Raw genomic sequence first — 18,769 nt, 5'->3', positions numbered from 1 at the left:
CGCGCAGTTGCGGGGCGAGGTTGCCCCCTTGGATTGACCGATCTCGGCAAGCGAAAACGCGCTGCGCGCCGGCGAAGGCGCATGCGGATCAGGCATGGGTGTTTTCCTTTCGAGGGGCGCAGCAGGCGGAAAGCGCGGCGACGGCGGGATTGCAGACTTCCGGATGCCCCTGGCAGCAATCGCGCATCAGGAATTCGATCAGGCCGGCGAGGGCGGGATAGGCGGCGCTATAGAGGATCGAGCGCCCTTCCCGGCGCGATTCGACCAAGCCGGCCTGTTCTAGGTGACTGAGGTGGAACGACATGCGCGAGGAGGAAGCCCCATCCATAGCCTCGCCGATCACCCCGGCCGCCATGCCGTCCGGTCCAGCCGTCACCAGCAGCCGGACGATTCGAAGCCTGGTTTCCTGCGAAAGGGCGGCGAAGGCATCGAGGGCTTGCTTTTCGTCCATCTTTATCTCAATATCTCAAGAGTCATTGAAATATTCAATACAACAACGTGAACGCGACCGCTAGCCCCTGACGATCGAATTTGGCGGCGATGCCTCACTGGGACATGTGCTTGCCGCCCTCGAGCCGCATGCCGGCAAGGCGCTGGTACTGCACTATGGCGAGAGGATGGTACGGCCCGGCTACCATGTGACCGAGGTCAAGGCGGGCTCTTTCGTCACCTTGGATTGCGGTGGCAACCCCGATGCCTGGCGCGAAACGATCCTACTGGCCGAAGATCTCGCCCCTGCCGGCACTCACGAGTTTCTGGTCGTCGAAAAGTTCCGGAACATCCTCCGGCAGGTCGATCGGCATCTCCCCCTGGACCCCGATGCGCGCCTCACTTTCGAGATCGGCCCGCCCGGCGCGGCGATGCAGGTGTTCGATGTAAACAGCATGCGGGTCGGAGGATAGCATCGTCCTGGCGCTTGGCGCCCGGCCGGCGATTTGCAAACCCACGTACAGATCGCAGCAGCAAGCTGGTCAATCCGCCTGCTGCACGCCTTCGAAGACGGTACGGTAAGGATGCTGCTAGGTCCGGTCATGTCTGGAAGAGGAATCCCCCCCTCAGCGCGCCATTGCGGCGTCGATCCATGCCCGCACCTCGGGCAGGGCATAGCCGAGGCTGAGATGGCCGGCCCCTTCCACGGGCACGAAGGTCTTGGGCTGGTTAGCGAGTTCATAGAGAGCCTTGCCGAACTCGAAGGGAATGACGCCGTCGGCAGTGCCGTGGACGACGAGCAGCGGCACCTTCACCTGGCCGATGCGCTGGTCGGAGGGAAAGGGATCCAGCATCACCCAGCGCACCGGGAACATGCCGTAGAGGCGGGAAGCCACGGCGAGAGCCGAGGTGAAGGGTGAATCGAGCACCATTGCCCCCACCTTGTGGCGGGCCGCCAGGGCGACCGCCACGCCCGAGCCCAGGGATTGGCCGACCACCACGATGCGCTCGGGCGCGATGCCGAGGGCGAGCACCTTGGCATAGGCAGCCTCGGCGTCGAGCAGCAGCCCCTGCTCGGAGGGCGAACCGGTGGAACCGGGATAGCCACGATATTCCACCGCCATCAAACCGTTGCCGCCGGCGGTCAGCGCCTGCAACAGCTCGGTCTGCAAGGTGAGATTGCCGCCATTGCCGTGGAAATAGAGCAGGAGGGGCTTACCCGGCGCGGGCGCGACATGCCAGGCGATCAACGTCTCGCCGTCTTCGGTGCGCAGCTTGACGACTTCGGCACCGGCGATGGCGGGCGCGAGTACCTCGCCGCTCGGCTGAAAGACGAAGGAGCGCTGGGCAAAGGCCAAAGCGGCAAAGGCCGCCAGATAGAGCGCCGCGGCCAGGGCGGCGATGACAATCAGGAACTTCGACACCAGACAGACTTCCCAGGACGGCACAGGAAGCGCAATTCGCCATGGGCCGGTAGGGAACGCAAGGACGAAGGGAACAACGGAGGAAAACCTTTCAACCCCACTGCTAGCGCTGCAATCGAACAGCGCGTGGGCCTGGCTGGTCTTCCAAAGATAATGTGCCGGCCCGCGAGGACCGGCACATCGAAATCATCCGATGAGGACGGGCGGATGCCGCCCGCTCTCCTTACTTGCCGAGCTTGGCGAGTTCGTCCTTGAGTTCCGGCAGGGCCGTGTAGAGATCCGCCACCAGGCCATAATCGGCGACCTGGAAGATCGGGGCCTCTTCGTCCTTGTTGATGGCGACGATGACCTTGGAATCCTTCATGCCGGCCAGATGCTGGATGGCGCCGGAGATGCCGACGGCGATGTAGAGGTCGGGAGCGACCACCTTGCCGGTCTGGCCGACCTGCCAGTCGTTGGGGGCATAACCCGCATCGACCGCGGCGCGCGAGGCACCCATGGCGGCGCCGAGCTTGTCGGCCACCGGCTCGATATAGGTGGCGAAGTTCTCGCGGTTGGCCATGGCCCGGCCGCCCGAGATGATGATCTTGGCCGAGGCCAGTTCCGGACGGTCGGATTTGGCCAGTTCCTCGCCCTTGAAGGTCGAGAGGCCGGGATCGGCCGCGGCCGCCGCCGGCTCCACCGCCGCCGAGCCGCCCTCGCCCGTCGCGGCGAAGGAGGCGGTGCGCACGGTGATCACCTTCTTGGCGTCGGCCGAGGTCACGGTCTGGATGGCGTTGCCGGCATAAACAGGCCGCTCGAACGTATCGGGCGAGATGACCTTGACGATGTCGGAGATCTGCATGACGTCGAGCAAAGCGGCAACGCGCGGCAGCACGTTCTTCCAGGCCGCAGTCGAGGGCGCGACGATGGCGTCATAGCCGCCGGCCAGGCTGACGATCAGGGCGGCCGTCGGCTCGGCCAGGCGATGCTCGTAGGCCGCATCGGCCACCAGGACCTTTTCGACGCGCTGGAGCTTGGCAGCAGCCTCGGCGGCAGCCTGGGCGTTGGCGCCGGCCACCAGCACATGCACCGGGCCACCGAGTTCGATGGCCGCGGTGAGGGCGCGGTTGGTGACGTCCTTGAGGCCAGTGGCGTCGATTTCTGCGATGAGAAGAGTGGTCATGATATCAATCCTTCTCGGCTCAGATGACGCCGGCTTCGTTCTTGAGCTTGTCGACCAGCTCGGCCACCGAGGCGACCTTCTTGCCGGCCTGGCGTGCCGGCGGCTCCACCGTCTTCACCACGGTCAGGCGCGGCGCGATGTCGACGCCGAGCGCTTCGGGGCTGGTCTCGTCGATCGGCTTCTTCTTCGCCTTCATGATGTTGGGCAGCGAAGCATAGCGCGGCTCGTTGAGGCGCAGATCCGTGGTGATGATCGCCGGCAGGTTGAGCGTGACGGTCTGCAGGCCGCCATCGACCTCGCGCGTGACGTCGACCTTGTCGCTGCCGACGTCGAGTTTGGAGGCGAAGGTGCCCTGCGGCCAGCCCAGCAGCGCCGCCAGCATCTGGCCGGTGGCGTTCATGTCGTCATCGATCGCCTGCTTGCCGAGGATGACCAGGCCCGGTGCCTCATTGCCGATCACCGCCTTGAGCAGCTTGGCCACGGCGAGTGGTTCGACGGTGGCGTCGGTCTTGACCAGGATGCCGCGGTCGGCGCCCATGGCAAGACCCGAGCGCAGCGTCTCGGCCGCCTGGGCCGGACCGATCGAAACAACCACGACCTCGGTCGCCTTGCCGGCTTCCTTCAGACGCAGCGCTTCCTCGACGCCGATCTCGTCGAAGGGGTTCATCGACATCTTCACATTGTTGAGATCGACACCCGTGCCATCGGCCTTGACGCGGATCTTCACATTGTAATCGACGACCCGCTTCACGGGCACGAGCACTTTCATGGAGCTTCTCCAGACGGGGAACCGGAACGATGAGCGATATGAAACGACCGCATAATGGCCTTGCCCCTCCCGCGCTGTCGGCGAACCGACACGTCACGTCGCGGCAAGACCGCCGCCGCTGAACTTGATGACGCAAGTCAGCTAAAGGGCGCGGCTTTTTGTGTCAACGCGACATTTGTGTGAAGCGACCGCGCGAGCGCCAGTCACGGGCTTTCTCGGCGGCGAGTGGGTCGCATCACCAACCGCGATAGGCGAGACAAGTCGAACACGGGTATCCCGCCCAACCCGATCGGCTTCTCCCAATGAAGTAATACCTTACCATTTTCTGTTTTTATTGTCGAACAATCTGTCTCTCGCAATCCTCATACCCAATTGAAAACAACAACAAGCTGTCGATAAGCAAACATCCCGCAAAACACGGCTTGCACAAAGCATAGTCGATCGCTGTTTTCGGACTCAGGTTTGCTCGCTACTCCCTAACCTACGCAATGACTGGCGCGGTGTCTCTTCACCGCGACTTTGGCGGCAAAGGCATGGAGCACGAACAAGAAGACGATCTCCAGCCACGCTCCCAAGGAAAGCACGTTCCCAATGTTTGATAGAGGTTTGAAAGTCGCCGGCGCCCTTTTCGTTGCAACCAGTCTCGCCAGTTGCTCAACCGCCGGCATGTTTCCCAAGCCCGGCGAGGCCTATGTCAAGGACGTGACGGTAACGGCCATTGCCTCCGCGCGCAATCCAGTTCCGGGAAGCTTCGCCCCGCGACTGACCGAAGCTGTGCGCCAGGACGTGCGGCGCCTGCCGCAAACCGGCGCGGCCAAGCACCTGTCGATCACCCTGACCGATTATCATTTGAAGAATCCCGCCCTGTCCCTGCTGGTCGGTGATGCCAATTACGTCAAGGGCACACTGACGGTCACGGATCTGGCAGGCGGGCCCGCCAAGACGGCCCCGTTCATGGTCGGCAATCAAGGGCAGGTCAATGGCGTGGTCGGCGCTATCGTAGCCGCCAACCAGGATCCGGGCCTGATCGAAGGCGTTCTGGTCGTGCAGTCGAGCCGCAAGGCGCTGGAAAATTTCTATGGTTCCAAGCTCTTGAAGACCTATGCGGAAAACCCGCCTGCTGCCACCGCCGCGCCGGCTCCAGCCAGCCCCGCCAAGGTCAAGGCCTCAAAGCCTCCTGCCGCCAAGACCAAACCCGTTGCACCGGCGGCCGCACAGCCCGGCGCCTAAACAAAACGGCGCCCTGGGGCGCCGCGATATCGCATGGAGATCCGGAGGAGGCAGTCTGCCTTCCTCCGTTTCTTATATGTAGCGCACAAGGGCCTTGCGGCAAGCCCCCGTTCCGGCGCTATCAACCCAACCCTCGACCGCAATCAAGGGAAAGGGTGCCGGATGCGTGTATTGTTGACGAGCTTTGGATCGCGCGGTGATGTCGAACCGGTGGCGGCGCTGGGGGCGCGGCTCGGCGATCTCGGCGTCGAGGTGCTGGCCTGCGTGCCGCCGGATGAGGAGTTCGAGGCAGTCCTGGCTCGCGCCGGCGTAAGGCTGGTGCCGGCCTTCCGGGCATTGCGGCCCTGGCTGGCCGAAGTGCGCGAGGGACCGGTCGACTTGCCCCGGGTGGCGGCAGAGGTCCTGGAGGGGCAATATCGGGTGATGGCCGCGGCGGCCGAGGGTTGCGATGCCGTTGTAGGCTGCGGCCTGTTTCCCTCCACCGCCGCGGCACAGGCGGCGGCCGAAGAACGGGGCCTTGCCTATGTCCATGTCAGCTATTGCCCGCTCTTCATCCCCTCCCCGCATCATCCGCCCTATGCGTATCCCGGCCACCCCCACCCGCGGGGGGTCACCGACAACCGGGCCTTGTGGGACCACAATATCGGCGTCATGAACGCCCTGTTCGGTGGTGCCGTGAATGGCCTACGTACCCGGATCGGCCTGCCGACGCTCACCAATGTGCGCGACCACGTCTTTACCGACAGCCCCTGGCTGGCTTCGGACCCGATCCTGAGCCCGTGGCCGCCGGCCGCAAGCACGGTGGTACAGAACGGCGCCTGGATACTGCCGGACGAGCGCCCGCTCCCGGCCGATCTCGAGGCCTTCCTGGCTGCCGGTCCCCCGCCGGTCTATGCAGGCTTTGGCAGCATGTCGATGCCGACGGCCCAGGCGGCCGGCCCCGTGGCGATCGCGGCGATCCGCGCCCAGGGCCGCCGCGTCTTGCTTGCTCGCGGCTGGGCCGAACTCGCTCTGGCGGAGGCAGACGACGATTGCTTCCTGGTCGGCGACGTCAACCAGCAGGCCCTGTTCCCCAAGGTCGCGGCGGTGGTGCATCATGGTGGTGCCGGCACCACCACGGCGGCGGCGCGGGCGGGCGTGCCGCAGGTGATCGTGCCACAGGTGGTGGACCAGCCGTTCTGGGCCGGACGGGTGGCGGCGCTCGGCATCGGTGCGGCCCATGACGGCCCGGCCCCGAGCCTCGACTCGCTCTCGGCTGCGCTCGCTATTGCGCTGGCGCCGGAAACCAGCGCCAGGGCCACCGCCTTCTCAGCCACGATTCGCCGCGATGGAGCGGCGGTGGCCGCAAGACTGCTCCTCGACATGAAGCGTTCAGCGACCTGAATGAATCACTTCCAATCGCAAAGATGCGTCGAAACAAGGAGTTAGAGCAAAGCGGCGGAGGGATGCAGGAAAGACGTCGAACCGCGCCCGTTCAAGCCAGCCTGCAAGCTTGATCATTCCAGGCGCATTTGCAGGCTCGTCTTGCGGACCTGCTCAATCAAACGTGTCGCGCCAGTCGTTCTGCGCCTGGGGCGGCGCGTTATCGAACAAGGGCGCGTCCGCGCGCTTGAGCGGCAGCACCAGAATGGCGCCGGCGACCAACCCACCAAGATGGGCGAACCAAGCGACATCGTCGGTCGAGGTAATGAAATAGGCATAGAGGGCGAAATAGGCTTGGTAGAGGATCCAAGCCCCGATCGCCCAATAGGCCGGCAATTTCAGCGGAATGCGGAAGAACAAGAGCACCCAGATCTTCACCTTGGGATGGAGCAGCACATAGGCGGCCACCACCCCCGATATCGCCCCGGAGGCGCCGATCAGCGGGCTGGTGGAGTCCTGCGCGGTGAGGGCGTAGGCGAAGGAGGCCAGCACGCCGCAGGCGAGATAGAAGAACAAATAGCGCCAGCGCCCGAGATCGTCCTCGACATTGTCGCCGAACACCCACAGGAACAGCATGTTACCGGTCAGATGCATCCATGACCCGTGCACGAAGGACGAGGTGATCGGCGTCAGCCATTCCGGCACCCTTATATATTCGGGCGGGAGCTGCATCTTCTGGAACAGCACCACCGGAATCATGCCGTAGGAATAGGTAAAGCCGGCCGTGTCCGCCACGAAGGTGCCGGGCACATAGCCGGACTGAAAGAACACGAACACCAGCACGTTGGTGGCGATCAGGCCCCAATTCACATAGGCTCGGGTGATGCGCCGGTGCGGGTTGTCATCGTAAAGCGGTATGATCATCTCGCGCCCCGTATCGCATGCCGATGCAAGTCGCGTGACGGCAACACCAATGTAAGGCGAGAAGCAGCGGGAATAAAGGTCGGACAGCGGGCAGAACCGTTGGCACAGGCTATTTACCGTCATCCCGCATACTATTTTGATAATGCGCGGCATTTATGCATCATCCGCCCAGGTCATTGGAGGGTGATCGCAGTCCGAGAGGAACCAGATGCTTCGTTGCTCGCGATCTCGCGCCGCTGCCCTTGCCGTCGTCATGGCCGCGCTGCCGGCCCTGGCCATCACCGCCGAGACCCGTCCCGCCTTGGCCGCCCCACAGGAGGCCGTGCTCAAACAGGCCGAAGCGCAGCGCCAGTCCTTGATCGATACCATGAAGGCACTGGTCTCGATCGAATCGGGCAGCAAGGACCCCGATGGCCTGGCTGAGATCGCGACCCTGATCGCGGATCGCCTCAAGGCCCTGGGCGGCGAGGTCCAGCAGATCGAGCCGAAGGACGTCTACCGCATGCAGGATACGCCCGAGAAGCTCGGCAAGATCGTACTTGCCCGCTTCACCGGCACCGGTACCAAGAAGATCGCCCTGATCGCCCATATGGATACGGTCTATCTGAAGGGCATGCTGGCCCAGCAGCCCTTCCGTATCGACGGCGACAAGGCCTATGGCCTCGGCATCGCCGACGACAAGCATGGCGTCGCCCTCGCCCTCACCACCGTGGCACTGCTGAAGGCGCTCGATTTCAAGGACTACGACACGCTGACGGTGATGATCAACGGCGACGAAGAAATCTCCTCGCCCTCCTCGCGCGCACTTCTCACCGAGATCGGCGCCGAGCAGGATGCCGTGTTCTCCCTGGAAGGCGGAGGCACCGGCACGGACAGGGTCACCCTCGCCACCGCCGGCATCGGCGCAGTCGCCCTCAAGGTGGAGGGTAAGGCTTCCCATGCAGGTGCCGCGCCCGGGCGCGGGATCAACGCACTCTACGAGCTGGCGCACCAGATCCTGCAGATGCGCGATCTCTCCGATGCCAAGCTCGGCCTCAAGCTGAACTGGACGGTGGCCAAGGCCGGCACCAATCGCAACGTCATCCCGGCCGAGGCGACCGCCCAGGCCGATGTGCGCATGCTGCGCATGGCCGATTTCGACCGCATCGAGAAGACGGTGAAGGAGCGCATCACCAAGAAACTCCTGCCCGATGCCAAGATCGAGGCCGTGTTCGAGCGCCGCCGCCCGCCCCTGCAGCCCACCGATGCCAGCCGCGCCCTGGCGGCGCAGGCCGGCGCCATTTATAGCGAGATCGGCCAGAAACTGACAGTGATCGACAAGGCTTCCGGTGGCGGCACGGACGCCGCCTTCGCGGCGCTGAAGGCCAAGGGGCCGGTGATCGAGGGCCTGGGCCTGCGCGGTTTCGGCGCCCATTCAAACGATGCCGAATATGTCGAACTCGATTCGGTGGTGCCGCGCCTCTATCTGCTGGCGCGGCTGATCATGGACGTCTCGGCCGGCCAGGCGAAATAGGCCTGCATCGAGAGGAGACAGGAGGCGCGGCGAACTTTCGCCACCCCTACTCGTTGGTCTTGATGTTGGTCCAGGTCCGCGTCCACAGCTTCTGAATCTTGGCGTCCGGCGCCGTGGTGGTAAACAGACGCGCCATGGTGGCCTCATCCGGGAAGATGGCGGGATCCTTCAGGATCTCGGGCTTGATGAACTTCTGTGCAGCGAGGTTGCCGGTGGCGTAGGAGATGAACTCCGTGTTCCTGGCAGCGACCTCCGGGCGCATCATATAGTCGATGAAGGCGTGGGCTTCCTCGACATGCTGGGCATCCTTGGGGATGGCCCAGCCGTCGACCCAGATCAGGGCGCCTTCCTTCGGGACGACATAACGGATATCGACCAGAGGGCTATCGGGAGACTTGGCATGGGCCTCGATGGCTCGGTTGCGCGCCTGAATGACGTCTCCGGCCCAGCCGACCACCAGGCAAAGATCGCCGGAGGAGAGTGCGCTCAGATAGCCCGAGGAGCTGAAGGTACGCACATGAGGCCTGATCGCCTTGAGCAGTTCCCCCGCCTTGGCGATATCCTTCGGGTTCTTGGAATCGGGATCGAGCCCGAGATATTTCAGGGCGGGCGGGATCAGTTCGTCCGGGGTATCGAGAATGCTGACGCCGCAATCGGCGAATTTGGCTAGGTTTTCCGGCTTGAACACGATACTCCAGCTGTCGATCGGCGCCTCGCCCAGGCGCTTCCTGGCCATGTCGACATTGTAGCCGATGCCGGTGGTACCCCACATGTAGTTCACGGCGTATTGGTTGCCGGGATCGTAGAAGGCCAGGCGCTGGAACACCTTGTCCCAGCCATGCTTGAGATTGGGGATCCTGGCCTTGTCCAGCGGCTGGAACACGCCGGCGGCAATCTCCCTCTTCAGATTGGGGCCGGTGGGGTCGACGACGTCATAGCCCGAATGGCCAGCATAGAGCTTGGTCTCCAGCACCTCGTTGGAATCCATGGTGTCATAGACGACTTTGATGCCGGTCTCCTTGGTGAAGCCTTCCAGGGTAGAGGGGTCGATATAATCGGCCCAGCTATAGACGTTGACCACCTTCTCGTCCGCCGACGCGCCCCCCGCGACCAGGAAAGCGGCCATGGCCGCACCGGCCAGAGCCAGCAACTGGGACGGTCGAAAGAGGCTTCGACGAGAATGTGATCTCCAAATCGGTGTCGGGCGAGACGGCATGGGTATCTCCTCTGGACGTGCATCATCATTGCCGCCGACGCCAGACGCCGACGGATGGGATTGCGACCCTGCACGAAAGGCCGCTCTTGCGGTGGTGGGGCCTGGGCGATCCCGCGGCGCCTCGCTTCTGTCAGAAAAGCGCGGCTGCTCGCACCGAGAAAGGCCCGCTCAGCGTCACTCAGGATCCGGACAAGCGGGAACCAGCGCTCTTCGGCGCATCCGCCCCGGCTGTCCGGGTAAAAAATTGCATCGCGGTTGTCGCGCTACGAGCAAGCCCACCCGAAAGCGTCTTCGTATCCGTGCTCGCGGTAGGCGCTTCCTCCTTCTTGCTCGCTCAGGACGGCTGGGCTTCCGGCATGGGTCGGCCCAGGGATGAACGCACGGCCGGGATAGGTCCCGATGACGTGAAATGGTCAGGCAGTACGATGGCAAGATGCGATGCCGCGACCTCGCGCGCCTCCTCTCGCGACAGGTTCTTGGGTGCGATCATCAGATGCAGCCACAGGCCTTCGAGCATGCACACGATTGCCCGCGCCAGCTTGTGCGCATCGATGCCCGGCGGCACGAGTTCGGCACAGAGATCGGCAACGACACCGAGATTCTCCAAGTCGGTCTCGTTGCACATGCTGCGATAGGTCGGACGGGCCTTCGCCTCGCCGCGAAAGGCGCACCAGGCCGCCAGCTTGCGCGGCGTGCAGATCCTGCGGTCGAAATCGGCCAGGACCATCGCCCAGAGTCGTTCAGCGGTCGACGGCCCGGCCTGGGCAAGGGCGGCGCGCCAATGATCGCGATATTCGTCGGACAGGAAACGCAGCGTCTCCAGCAGCAATTGTTCCTTGGTCTCGAAGTGAAAGTTCACGATCCCGCGGGACATGCCGACCGCCTCGGCGACGACGCCGATCGTAGTGCCTTCATAGCCGTAGCGAGCCAGGCAGTCGATCGTCGCGTCGATCAACTCGCTCCGGCGTTCGGCCCGGTTGATCCGTGTACGGCCCGTGCTCGTGGAAATGCTCATCCTGGTGCGACCACCCTATAGCATTTTACAGAAAAGCTGACCGGCTTTTCGATTAAGAAAATGCGTCAAAACAAATAGTTATAGAGAAATTGCGATTCATGAAAATCGCAAATTTACTCAAGCCTCGCCGCGCGATCCCAGCCGGCGTCTTTCGAGCATGCTTGGCGAGAACGGTGGGATTGTCAATGCGATTTTTTGCTATACGTTCGTTCAGTATAATGATTATAACCGAACGAACGTATAGCAATTATCTGATCGGATATCCGTGACGGGAGTGCTGACGGACCTGCGTTTTGGTGGTGCCGACGAGGGAATTTCCGTCCCTCCCCGGCACGACCAAAGGACATGTCCCGGCTGGTGAAGACGAGGTGACGACGATGGCGACGATTGGCTCGACGGCAGTGGCGATGGCGGCAGCGGAGGAGGACCTGACCGAGCGCGCCAGGCGCCATCTCATCCAGCCCTGGCCCGTAGCGGAAACCGTGGGCGACGAGGCTCGCCCGCTGATCGGCGAGGGCGACGGCATCTACATCACCGATGCCGCCGGCAAGCGCCTGATCGATGGGCCCGCCGGCATGTGGTGCACCAATATCGGCCATCGCCGACGCGAACTCGCCGACGTCATGCACGAACAGGCGATGGCGCTGTCCTACAGTTCACCCTGGTACACCACGAGTTCGCCCTCTGTGGCGTTGGCCGAGCGGATCGCCGCCCACGCACCCGGCGATCTCAACCATGTCTTCTTCACCACCGGCGGATCCTCGGCCGTGGAGACGGCGCTGCGCTTCATGCAGTTCTACAACAATGTGCGCGGGCGCCCGGACAAGAAGCTCATCCTCAGCCGCGGCAGCGCCTATCACGGCTCGACCTATCTTTCCGCATCGCTCAATGCCCGCCCGCGCGACAATGACTGGATGGACAGCGCCGGCGACCTCGTCGTCAAGCTCTCAGCGCCGAACCCGTTCCGCCGCCCCGACGGCAAGACGGTGGCCGAATTCGCCGATGTCCTGGTCGACGAGTTCCGCGACACCGTCGCCCGGATCGGGGCCGAGCGGATCGGGGCCTTCGTCGCCGAGCCGATCCAGGCCTCGGGCGGCGTCATCGTGCCACCGGAAGGCTATCTCCCACGCATCCGCGAGATCTGCCGGGCCAACGGCATCCTCTACATCTGCGACGAGGTAGTGACGGCTTTCGGCCGCCTCGGGCATGTCTTTGCTTCACGAGAGGTGTTCGAGCTCGATCCCGACATGATCACTTTCGCCAAGGGCGTCACCTCGGGCTATTTCCCGCTGGGCGGCGTTGTGATCTCGGACCGGTTGCTCGAGGACCTCCGGCGCTCCAACCATCCCGAGGCGATGTTCGCCCATGGCCTGACCAACACCAGCCATCCCATCGGCTGCGCTGTCGCCCTGAAGAATCTCGATATCCTGGAAGGCGGCGTCCTCGACCATGTGCGCGAGGTCGCGCCCTATTTCCAGGCCCGGCTCAGGAGCCTCATGGACCTGCCCTTGGTCGGCGAGGCGCGCGGCGTCGGCATGATGGCCTGTATCGAATGCGTCGCTGGGCCTGCCGGCGAGCTCGACGAGACCATCGGCAAGCGCATCGACGGCCACTGCCAGGAGTTGGGCCTGCTGGTGCGGCCGATCGTCAATATGTGCGTGATGTCTCCGCCGCTCACCATCACGCGCACCCAGATCGACGACATGGCGGCCATCCTGCGCGAGGGCATTTCGCGCACGATGGACGATCTCGAACGCGAAGGCCTGTGGCGGCGACCGACGAACTCGCAAGCCTTTTCATAATAGGGCGCGGATATCCTTCCCCGGTTTCGGGGAAGGTGCCGCGAAGCAGCGGAAGGGGGAGCGTGGCGCCAGCGGGCTAACAGACCTAAAGCTGAGCCATCCGCCGCCACCCGGCCCGCCGGGCCACCCTCCCCGAAACCGGAGAGGGATTACCGCGCCTCGTTGGCTTGATCGAGACGGATGAGACGTCCGCTGGCACAGATGGTGCAGCTATTTTTCCCCCAAGCGGCCTTACCCCATCGCCTTGATCACGGCCGCGCCCATCTCGCTGGTGGAGACGGCGTTTTGGCCGGCACTGGCGATGTCCTTGGTGCGCAGGCCCTCGCTCAGCACCGCCGAGATGGCGGCGTCGAGGCGATCGGCCGCTTCGCTGAGCCCGAAGGAATAGCGCAGCGCCATGCCGAAGGAGGCAAGCGTGGCGATCGGATTGGCCAGGCCCTTGCCGGCGATGTCGGGCGCTGAGCCGTGCACCGGCTCATACATCGCCTTGCGCTTGCCGGTCTTGGCATCCTCGGCGCCGAGCGCGGCCGAGGGCAGCATGCCGAGCGAGCCGGTCAGCATGGCCGCGACGTCGGAGAGCATGTCACCGAACAGGTTGTCACAGACGATCACGTCGAACTGCTTGGGCGTGCGCACCAGCTGCATGCCGCAATTGTCGGCTAGGATGTGGTCGAGCTTCACGTCGGCATATTCGGCCTTATGGACCTCGGTGACGACCTGCTTCCACAACACGCCCGACTTCATGACATTGTGCTTTTCAGACGAATGCACCTTGTTGCCGCGCACCTTGGCGAGGTCGAAGGCGACGCGGGCGATGCGCTCGATTTCATGGGTGGTGTAGACCTGGGTGTCGACGGCGCGCTTTTCGCCGTTCTCCAGCGTGACGATCTCTTTGGGCTCGCCGAAATAGACGCCGCCGGTAAGCTCGCGCACGATCATGATGTCGAGGCCCTCGACCAGCTCGCGCTTGAGAGAGGAGGCTTCGGCCAGCGCCGGATAGCACACGGCGGGCCGCAGATTGGCGAAGAGGCCGAGATCCTTGCGCAGGCGCAGCAGGCCGGCTTCCGGACGCGCCTCATAGGGAACGTCGGCCCATTTCGGGCCGCCGACCGCGCCGAACATAACCGCATCGGCCTGATCGGCGAGCTTCATGGCGTCCTCGGAGATCGCCTTGCCATGGGCGTCATAGGCAGCGCCGCCGACCAGATCCTCTTCAGTCTCGAAGGAGGCGAGACCGGTCTTGTTGAGGAAGGCGATCAGGTGTTTGACCTCCGCCATCACCTCGACACCGATGCCGTCGCCAGGAAGAAGGAGGAGCTTTTGCGTCGCCATGACCTGTCACCTTTGATTGGAATGCCGGCTGATTAGACGAGCAAGGGGGAAGGTGCAAGAAAAGCGCTACAAGAAAAGCGTAACGAGCGAAGGCTGCCTGGGATCGTAGGCAGCCTCGACAACCCTTCAGCCTGCTGCGCCGATGCGGTAGACGACTTTGCCCTCCGCATTCCGAATTTCCGTCGCCTCGACCTGAAGGCTGAGCCCGGGAAGGGATGGCACTGCGTAGTTGCCGGCGACGGGGCGCAGGGTCGCCAAAAGTTCGCGGTAGCCTCGATCGTCGAGGGTGACATGCGTATGGATACCGTGGTTGCGGACGGCATTCGCATCGCCTTTTCCCCAGACCACGACACACTCCGGATGATAGAGCGACAGCTCCCGACCAAACGGCCAGCGATAGGGCAGCACCGCCAGCAGGGAGCGCATCGTGGTGGCGCTGAAGATCAGCGTGGTGGTCGAACCGTCCCTTTCGGCCTCGACACGATCGCCATAGATGACTTCGGTGGGTGAACCATCCTGCCGGGCTCGATCCTCGACAGCGCCCAGCACAACGGGATCGGCGAGGATACTGGTCCTGGCAATATCCGTCACTCGTTTGGTCGAGCGGCGGGCCAGCAGGGATTCGATCATGTCGACGCCAACATTCCAGACGGCATCCATCTCGTCGCTGGTGATGCCGACGGCCTGGACGAAACGCACCTTGCCGTTTGGGGTGTCGAGATCGGGCAAGTCAGGATCGGCAATGAAGATCAGGCTGAAAATCTGCGTCTCGATTTCCTGCACGATCGGGGCGAGGCGCTGGCGGTAATGTCCCGGTTCGAACACATTGCCGGTGTTGAAGACATAGCGTCCCAGCCCCTGCAACATCTCGAACGGCCATTTCGGTGGTTCCGTCTCCTCACCGCGCCTGAGGCGAAAGGTGAGCTCGAAACCAAAACCACTCTCGTCCGGATCGCTGGATTCCTTGCCGAACAGTTCGGTCAAGCCATAGGTGACATAGTGCCAATGCGGCGTGTCGCCGGCGCCCTGGTAGACAGAAACACCGTTGAGGACGCTGGAGCCCCCCAAACCTGGCGGCGGCACCGCGGCGACATGGACTTCCTTCTGCCCGGGATAGAGACGCTCACAAGCTGCATCGATGGCATGCCAGCCTGGAGCCTCATCCTTGTCGATCTGAGCCATTTCCGCACTCCCACGGGTTTCCTTGCAGCCGCATCGATCCCCATAAGCGGCACCTCTTGCTTCTCGATTAGCCTCCCCGCCCTCAAACGAACCATAGCGATGAGAGATCAGGCCAGCCAAGCTTTTCATGCCGCCACGTCACCCTGCGAGCGTCGGCATGTTCTGAAGGGCAGGTCCTTGACAGACTCACCCCCCTCCTCGACCTGTCAGGGTATGATCGAGGCCGAACCAATGACAGCGGGCGCATCGCCATGGCACCGCAGGCGTGCTCATGGCTAACCCGGGCGAAGTCGTCGAGGTGCTGCTGCCGGTGGCGCTGGAGCGCACCTACAGCTACCGCGTGCCCTTCGGCAACACGCTGATGCCGGGCGATATCGTGCGCGTCACACTCGGGCCGCGCGAGGTGGTCGGCGTGGTCTGGGACGGCGACGGCATGCTGCCTGCCTCCTCTAACCGGCTGAAATATGTCGAGGAACGCCTCGACATACCTCCGCTCGGCGCCGAAATGCGCCGCTTCATCGAATGGGTGGCGAACTGGACGCTGACGCCACGCGGCATGATCATGCGCATGGCGCTGCGCGCCCCCGAATTGCCGCCTGAAAAGCAGAGGCTCGGTTATCGCCTGGGCAAGCACGAGCCCGAGCGCCTCACGGCGGCGCGCCGGCGCGTGCTCGACCACCTGTCCGATGGTTTCGTGCATGAAAAGCGCGCGCTGATCGAGGCGACCGGCGTATCGCCGAGCGTGGTCGACGGCCTGGTCGATGCCGGTGCCGTCGAGCCTCTGGCTCTGCCGCCCGAGCCGGTGGCCGGCACCCCAGATCTGGCCTATGGCAGCGCCAGCCTGAACGAAGCGCAGGCGCTGGCCGCCGCCAGCCTCTGCCAGGCCGTGGCAGCGCGGCGCTTCTCGGCGATGCTGCTGGAAGGCGTCACCGGTTCGGGCAAGACCGAGGTCTATTTCGAGGCGGTGGCCGAAGCCGTCAAGCAGGGCGGCCAGGCGCTGATCATGCTGCCCGAGATCGCGCTGACCAACCAGTTCCTCGACCGCTTCGCCGAGCGCTTCGGCGTGCGCCCGGCCGAATGGCATTCAGGCGTATCGGCCAACAAGCGGGCCAAGCTCTGGCACGGCATCGCCAAGGGCGAGGTCGCGGTGGTGGCCGGCGCCCGCTCGGCCCTGTTCCTTCCCTTCGTCGATCTGAGAGTCATCATCGTCGACGAGGAGCATGACAGCGCCTACAAGCAGGAGGACGGGCCGCGCTACAATGCCCGCGACATGGCCGTGGTGCGGGCCCGGCTGATCGACGCGCCGGTGGTGCTGGCCTCGGCCACCCCCTCGATCGAATCGAGGGTGAACGCCGATCGCGGCCGCTACGGCCATATCACTTTGCCCCAGCGTTATGGCGGGCGGGCGCTGCCCGCGATCGCCACGGTCGACATGCGCGAGGGCGGCCCCGAGCGCGGCAAGTTCATCGCGCCCCGCCTGGTCTCGGCCGTGAAGGAAACCCTGGCGGCAGGGGAGCAGGCCCTGCTCTTCCTCAACCGGCGCGGCTATGCCCCGCTCACCCTCTGCCGCAAATGCGGGCATCGCTTCCAATGCCCGAACTGCACGGCCTGGCTGGTGGAGCACCGTTTCCGCAAGAGCCTGGTCTGCCACCATTGCGGCCACACCGCGCCCGTGCCGCGCCAGTGCCCGAGCTGTGAGGGCGAGGACACGCTCACCCCGTGCGGGCCGGGCGTGGAGCGCATCGCCGAGGAGGTCTCGGGTCTCTTCCCCGAGGCTCACACCGTGATCCTGTCCTCCGACATCCATGGCAGCGCCGAGCGCCTGCGCCAGGAACTCGACAGCGTGGCCAAGGGCGAGGCCAACCTCGTGATCGGCACGCAGCTCGTCGCCAAGGGGCACAATTTCCCTTTTCTGACGCTGGTCGGCGTTGTTGATGCCGATCTCGGCCTTGGCACCGGCGATCCGCGCGCGGCAGAGCGCACCTTCCAGCTCCTCGGCCAGGTCACCGGCCGAGCCGGGCGCGGCGAGCGCCCGGGGCGCGCTTTGCTGCAGAGCTACGACCCCAGCCATCCAGTGATGCAGGCGCTGGTCTCAGGCGACAAGGAGAGCTTCTATGCGCGCGAGATCGCAGTGCGCGCCAAGGCCGGCTTGCCACCCTATGGCCGCATGGCCGCGCTCACCATTTCCGACGAGGATCGCGGCAAGGCGGAGGGTTTTGCCCGCCAGCTCGTCAAATCGGCGCCCTTCGATGCCGCCCTGCGCGTGCTCGGCCCGGCCGAGGCGCCGATCGCGGTGATCCGCGGCCGCCACCGCATGCGCCTGATCCTGCAGGCCCCGCGCGACTTCGCCCTACAGGACTATATCCGCGCCTGGCTCGCTGCCGGACCGAAGGTGAGCGGACAACTGGCCGTGGACATCGACATCGACCCGATGAATTTCGCCTGAGCCCCCTCCCCCAACTTGGGAGAGGGGAATTGCCTCTCACACCGCGTAATCCATCGCCTCGAGATCAGCGATCAGGCCGGGGCCGGCGGGCTGCCATCCCAGCGTCCTGCGGGTCTGCTCACTGGAAGCCGGCATGTCGTGCCCGGCAAACAGTCCGAGCCAGCCAAAATGGGCTCCGGCCTCGCTGAGGGGAATCGACCTCGCCGGCACCTTCAGGCCCCGGCCGATCACCTCCGCGATTTCCCGCTGCGTCACACCTTCCTCCGCCACCGCATGGTATTTCGCACCGGGCTCGGCCTTCTCCAGCACGAGGCGGTAGAGGCGGGCGACATCGAGGATATGGGCCGCCGACCAGCGGTTCCGACCCTCCCCAATATAGGCCGACACGCCCTTTTCGCGGGCCACTGCGATTGCATAAGTGACGAGGCCCTGCCTGACGGTATCGTGGACCTGGGGAAGGCGCACGACCGAGACGTTCCCGCCCTCCGCGGCCACGGCCGCAGCGGCCTCCTCCGAGGCGGCGCGCGGGATTACTTTCGAACTGACTACGGCGCCGTCCTCCCGGGCCAGCTCGCCAGGCACGGTACTGGCCATGGCGGTGCCCGAGGTCACGATCAGGGGCCTGTCAGAGCCGGCAAGTGCGGAGCCGAGCGCCGCGATCACGCGGCGATCATCCTCGCAATTGGCGGCGAAGGTCGAGAAATCATGGTTGAAGGCGAGGTGGATGACGCCATCCGAGTTGTTAGCGCCGGCCCTGAGGCTGTCGAAGTCTTCTAGCGAGCCCCGATGGGCTTCGGCGCCCACCCCGGCCAGGCCAGCGGCCTTGTCTTCCGAACGGGCCAGGCCGAGCACCTGATGGCCTGCCCCGATCAATTCCTTCACCACGGCCGAGCCGACGAATCCGGTTGCGCCGGTCACGAATACGCGCATGAGCAAGTCTCCTATCTGGGTAGAAGACAA

General features: G+C 64.4%; 16 protein-coding genes. 6 read left to right on the top strand and 10 right to left on the bottom strand.

From position 1 onward, the window contains the following. Nucleotides 1-88: 88 nt before the first annotated feature. Nucleotides 89-451, bottom strand: coding sequence for an ArsR/SmtB family transcription factor (locus ACR9ZN_RS26650; RefSeq protein ID WP_481273608.1), 363 nt, complete (start codon nucleotides 449-451; stop codon nucleotides 89-91). 106 nt (nucleotides 452-557) lie between these two features. Between ACR9ZN_RS26650 and ACR9ZN_RS26645 the strand changes: the two genes are divergently transcribed. After that, nucleotides 558-902: a DUF6428 family protein gene (locus ACR9ZN_RS26645; protein WP_481273607.1), complete on the top strand. Its 345-nt coding sequence runs from the start codon at nucleotides 558-560 to the stop codon at nucleotides 900-902. Nucleotides 903-1,055: 153 nt separating this feature from the next. Here the strand turns inward: ACR9ZN_RS26645 and ACR9ZN_RS26640 are convergent, their stop codons facing one another. From ACR9ZN_RS26640 to ACR9ZN_RS26630, 3 genes are all read right to left on the bottom strand, one after another. Beyond that, a complete protein-coding gene (locus ACR9ZN_RS26640) occupies nucleotides 1,056-1,853 on the bottom strand; it encodes an alpha/beta hydrolase (RefSeq protein ID WP_481273606.1) in 798 nt (265 codons plus the stop codon). 223 nt (nucleotides 1,854-2,076) lie between these two features. Further along, complete coding sequence (locus ACR9ZN_RS26635; protein WP_481273605.1) at nucleotides 2,077-3,018, bottom strand: electron transfer flavoprotein subunit alpha/FixB family protein; 942 nt, start codon at nucleotides 3,016-3,018, stop codon at nucleotides 2,077-2,079. Between the two features lie 19 nt (nucleotides 3,019-3,037). After that, on the bottom strand, nucleotides 3,038-3,787 hold the full coding sequence (locus ACR9ZN_RS26630) for an electron transfer flavoprotein subunit beta/FixA family protein (protein WP_481271041.1): 750 nt from the start codon (nucleotides 3,785-3,787) through the stop codon (nucleotides 3,038-3,040). 591 nt (nucleotides 3,788-4,378) lie between these two features. On the opposite strand from ACR9ZN_RS26630, the gene ACR9ZN_RS26625 reads away from it, so the two are divergent. Together ACR9ZN_RS26625 and ACR9ZN_RS26620 are read left to right on the top strand one after the other, a co-directional pair. Beyond that, entirely contained in the window at nucleotides 4,379-5,017 is a 639-nt protein-coding gene (locus ACR9ZN_RS26625; RefSeq protein ID WP_481273604.1) for a hypothetical protein, read from the top strand. Between the two features lie 162 nt (nucleotides 5,018-5,179). After that, the gene (locus tag ACR9ZN_RS26620) at nucleotides 5,180-6,400 is read left to right on the top strand and encodes a nucleotide disphospho-sugar-binding domain-containing protein (RefSeq protein WP_481273603.1); all 1,221 of its coding nucleotides are present in this window, start codon (nucleotides 5,180-5,182) and stop codon (nucleotides 6,398-6,400) included. A 153-nt stretch (nucleotides 6,401-6,553) separates the two neighbouring features. Here ACR9ZN_RS26620 and ACR9ZN_RS26615 read toward each other — a convergent pair whose 3' ends face one another. Next, nucleotides 6,554-7,303: a rhomboid family intramembrane serine protease gene (locus tag ACR9ZN_RS26615; protein ID WP_434959414.1), complete on the bottom strand. Its 750-nt coding sequence runs from the start codon at nucleotides 7,301-7,303 to the stop codon at nucleotides 6,554-6,556. A gap of 208 nt (nucleotides 7,304-7,511) precedes the next feature. Here ACR9ZN_RS26615 and ACR9ZN_RS26610 point away from each other — a divergent pair, with 208 nt between their 5' ends. Further along, entirely contained in the window at nucleotides 7,512-8,816 is a 1,305-nt protein-coding gene (locus ACR9ZN_RS26610) for a M20/M25/M40 family metallo-hydrolase (RefSeq protein ID WP_454812237.1), read from the top strand. 46 nt (nucleotides 8,817-8,862) lie between these two features. Here ACR9ZN_RS26610 and ACR9ZN_RS26605 read toward each other — a convergent pair whose 3' ends face one another. Further along, entirely contained in the window at nucleotides 8,863-9,942 is a 1,080-nt protein-coding gene (locus ACR9ZN_RS26605) for a polyamine ABC transporter substrate-binding protein (protein ID WP_454816660.1), read from the bottom strand. Nucleotides 9,943-10,366: 424 nt separating this feature from the next. Further along, nucleotides 10,367-11,047: a TetR/AcrR family transcriptional regulator gene (locus tag ACR9ZN_RS26600; RefSeq protein ID WP_454812235.1), complete on the bottom strand. Its 681-nt coding sequence runs from the start codon at nucleotides 11,045-11,047 to the stop codon at nucleotides 10,367-10,369. Between the two features lie 377 nt (nucleotides 11,048-11,424). Between ACR9ZN_RS26600 and ACR9ZN_RS26595 the strand changes: the two genes are divergently transcribed. After that, on the top strand, nucleotides 11,425-12,849 hold the full coding sequence (locus tag ACR9ZN_RS26595; RefSeq protein WP_481273602.1) for an aminotransferase: 1,425 nt from the start codon (nucleotides 11,425-11,427) through the stop codon (nucleotides 12,847-12,849). A 231-nt stretch (nucleotides 12,850-13,080) separates the two neighbouring features. Here ACR9ZN_RS26595 and leuB read toward each other — a convergent pair whose 3' ends face one another. Together leuB and ACR9ZN_RS26585 are read right to left on the bottom strand one after the other, a co-directional pair. After that, nucleotides 13,081-14,181, bottom strand: coding sequence for a 3-isopropylmalate dehydrogenase (gene leuB / locus ACR9ZN_RS26590; RefSeq protein WP_454812232.1), 1,101 nt, complete (start codon nucleotides 14,179-14,181; stop codon nucleotides 13,081-13,083). Between the two features lie 126 nt (nucleotides 14,182-14,307). Next, the gene (locus tag ACR9ZN_RS26585) at nucleotides 14,308-15,363 is read right to left on the bottom strand and encodes a suppressor of fused domain protein (protein ID WP_454812230.1); all 1,056 of its coding nucleotides are present in this window, start codon (nucleotides 15,361-15,363) and stop codon (nucleotides 14,308-14,310) included. Between the two features lie 271 nt (nucleotides 15,364-15,634). Here ACR9ZN_RS26585 and ACR9ZN_RS26580 point away from each other — a divergent pair, with 271 nt between their 5' ends. Continuing rightward, nucleotides 15,635-17,809: a primosomal protein N' gene (locus ACR9ZN_RS26580; RefSeq protein ID WP_481273601.1), complete on the top strand. Its 2,175-nt coding sequence runs from the start codon at nucleotides 15,635-15,637 to the stop codon at nucleotides 17,807-17,809. 36 nt (nucleotides 17,810-17,845) lie between these two features. Here the strand turns inward: ACR9ZN_RS26580 and ACR9ZN_RS26575 are convergent, their stop codons facing one another. Further along, nucleotides 17,846-18,739: an SDR family oxidoreductase gene (locus ACR9ZN_RS26575; protein WP_481273600.1), complete on the bottom strand. Its 894-nt coding sequence runs from the start codon at nucleotides 18,737-18,739 to the stop codon at nucleotides 17,846-17,848. Nucleotides 18,740-18,769: the final 30 nt, after the last annotated feature.

This window comes from Labrys sp. HAY1-8F (assembly GCF_056754975.1).
Note: the sequence above shows the minus strand (reverse complement) of the source record. Positions and strands in the feature narration are given on the sequence as shown.

Coding starts and splice junctions, on each gene's coding strand:
- ACR9ZN_RS26620 (WP_481273603.1), top strand. CDS start 5,180: ATGCGTGTATTGTTGACGAGCTTTGGATCGCGCGGTGATGTCGAACCG.
- ACR9ZN_RS26630 (WP_481271041.1), bottom strand. CDS start 3,787: ATGAAAGTGCTCGTGCCCGTGAAGCGGGTCGTCGATTACAATGTGAAG.
- ACR9ZN_RS26580 (WP_481273601.1), top strand. CDS start 15,635: ATGGCTAACCCGGGCGAAGTCGTCGAGGTGCTGCTGCCGGTGGCGCTG.
- ACR9ZN_RS26615 (WP_434959414.1), bottom strand. CDS start 7,303: ATGATCATACCGCTTTACGATGACAACCCGCACCGGCGCATCACCCGA.
- ACR9ZN_RS26650 (WP_481273608.1), bottom strand. CDS start 451: ATGGACGAAAAGCAAGCCCTCGATGCCTTCGCCGCCCTTTCGCAGGAA.
- ACR9ZN_RS26575 (WP_481273600.1), bottom strand. CDS start 18,739: ATGCGCGTATTCGTGACCGGCGCAACCGGATTCGTCGGCTCGGCCGTG.
- ACR9ZN_RS26585 (WP_454812230.1), bottom strand. CDS start 15,363: ATGGCTCAGATCGACAAGGATGAGGCTCCAGGCTGGCATGCCATCGAT.
- ACR9ZN_RS26635 (WP_481273605.1), bottom strand. CDS start 3,018: ATGACCACTCTTCTCATCGCAGAAATCGACGCCACTGGCCTCAAGGAC.
- ACR9ZN_RS26605 (WP_454816660.1), bottom strand. CDS start 9,942: ATGGCCGCTTTCCTGGTCGCGGGGGGCGCGTCGGCGGACGAGAAGGTG.
- ACR9ZN_RS26600 (WP_454812235.1), bottom strand. CDS start 11,047: ATGAGCATTTCCACGAGCACGGGCCGTACACGGATCAACCGGGCCGAA.
- ACR9ZN_RS26610 (WP_454812237.1), top strand. CDS start 7,512: ATGCTTCGTTGCTCGCGATCTCGCGCCGCTGCCCTTGCCGTCGTCATG.
- ACR9ZN_RS26625 (WP_481273604.1), top strand. CDS start 4,379: ATGTTTGATAGAGGTTTGAAAGTCGCCGGCGCCCTTTTCGTTGCAACC.
- leuB (WP_454812232.1), bottom strand. CDS start 14,181: ATGGCGACGCAAAAGCTCCTCCTTCTTCCTGGCGACGGCATCGGTGTC.
- ACR9ZN_RS26595 (WP_481273602.1), top strand. CDS start 11,425: ATGGCGACGATTGGCTCGACGGCAGTGGCGATGGCGGCAGCGGAGGAG.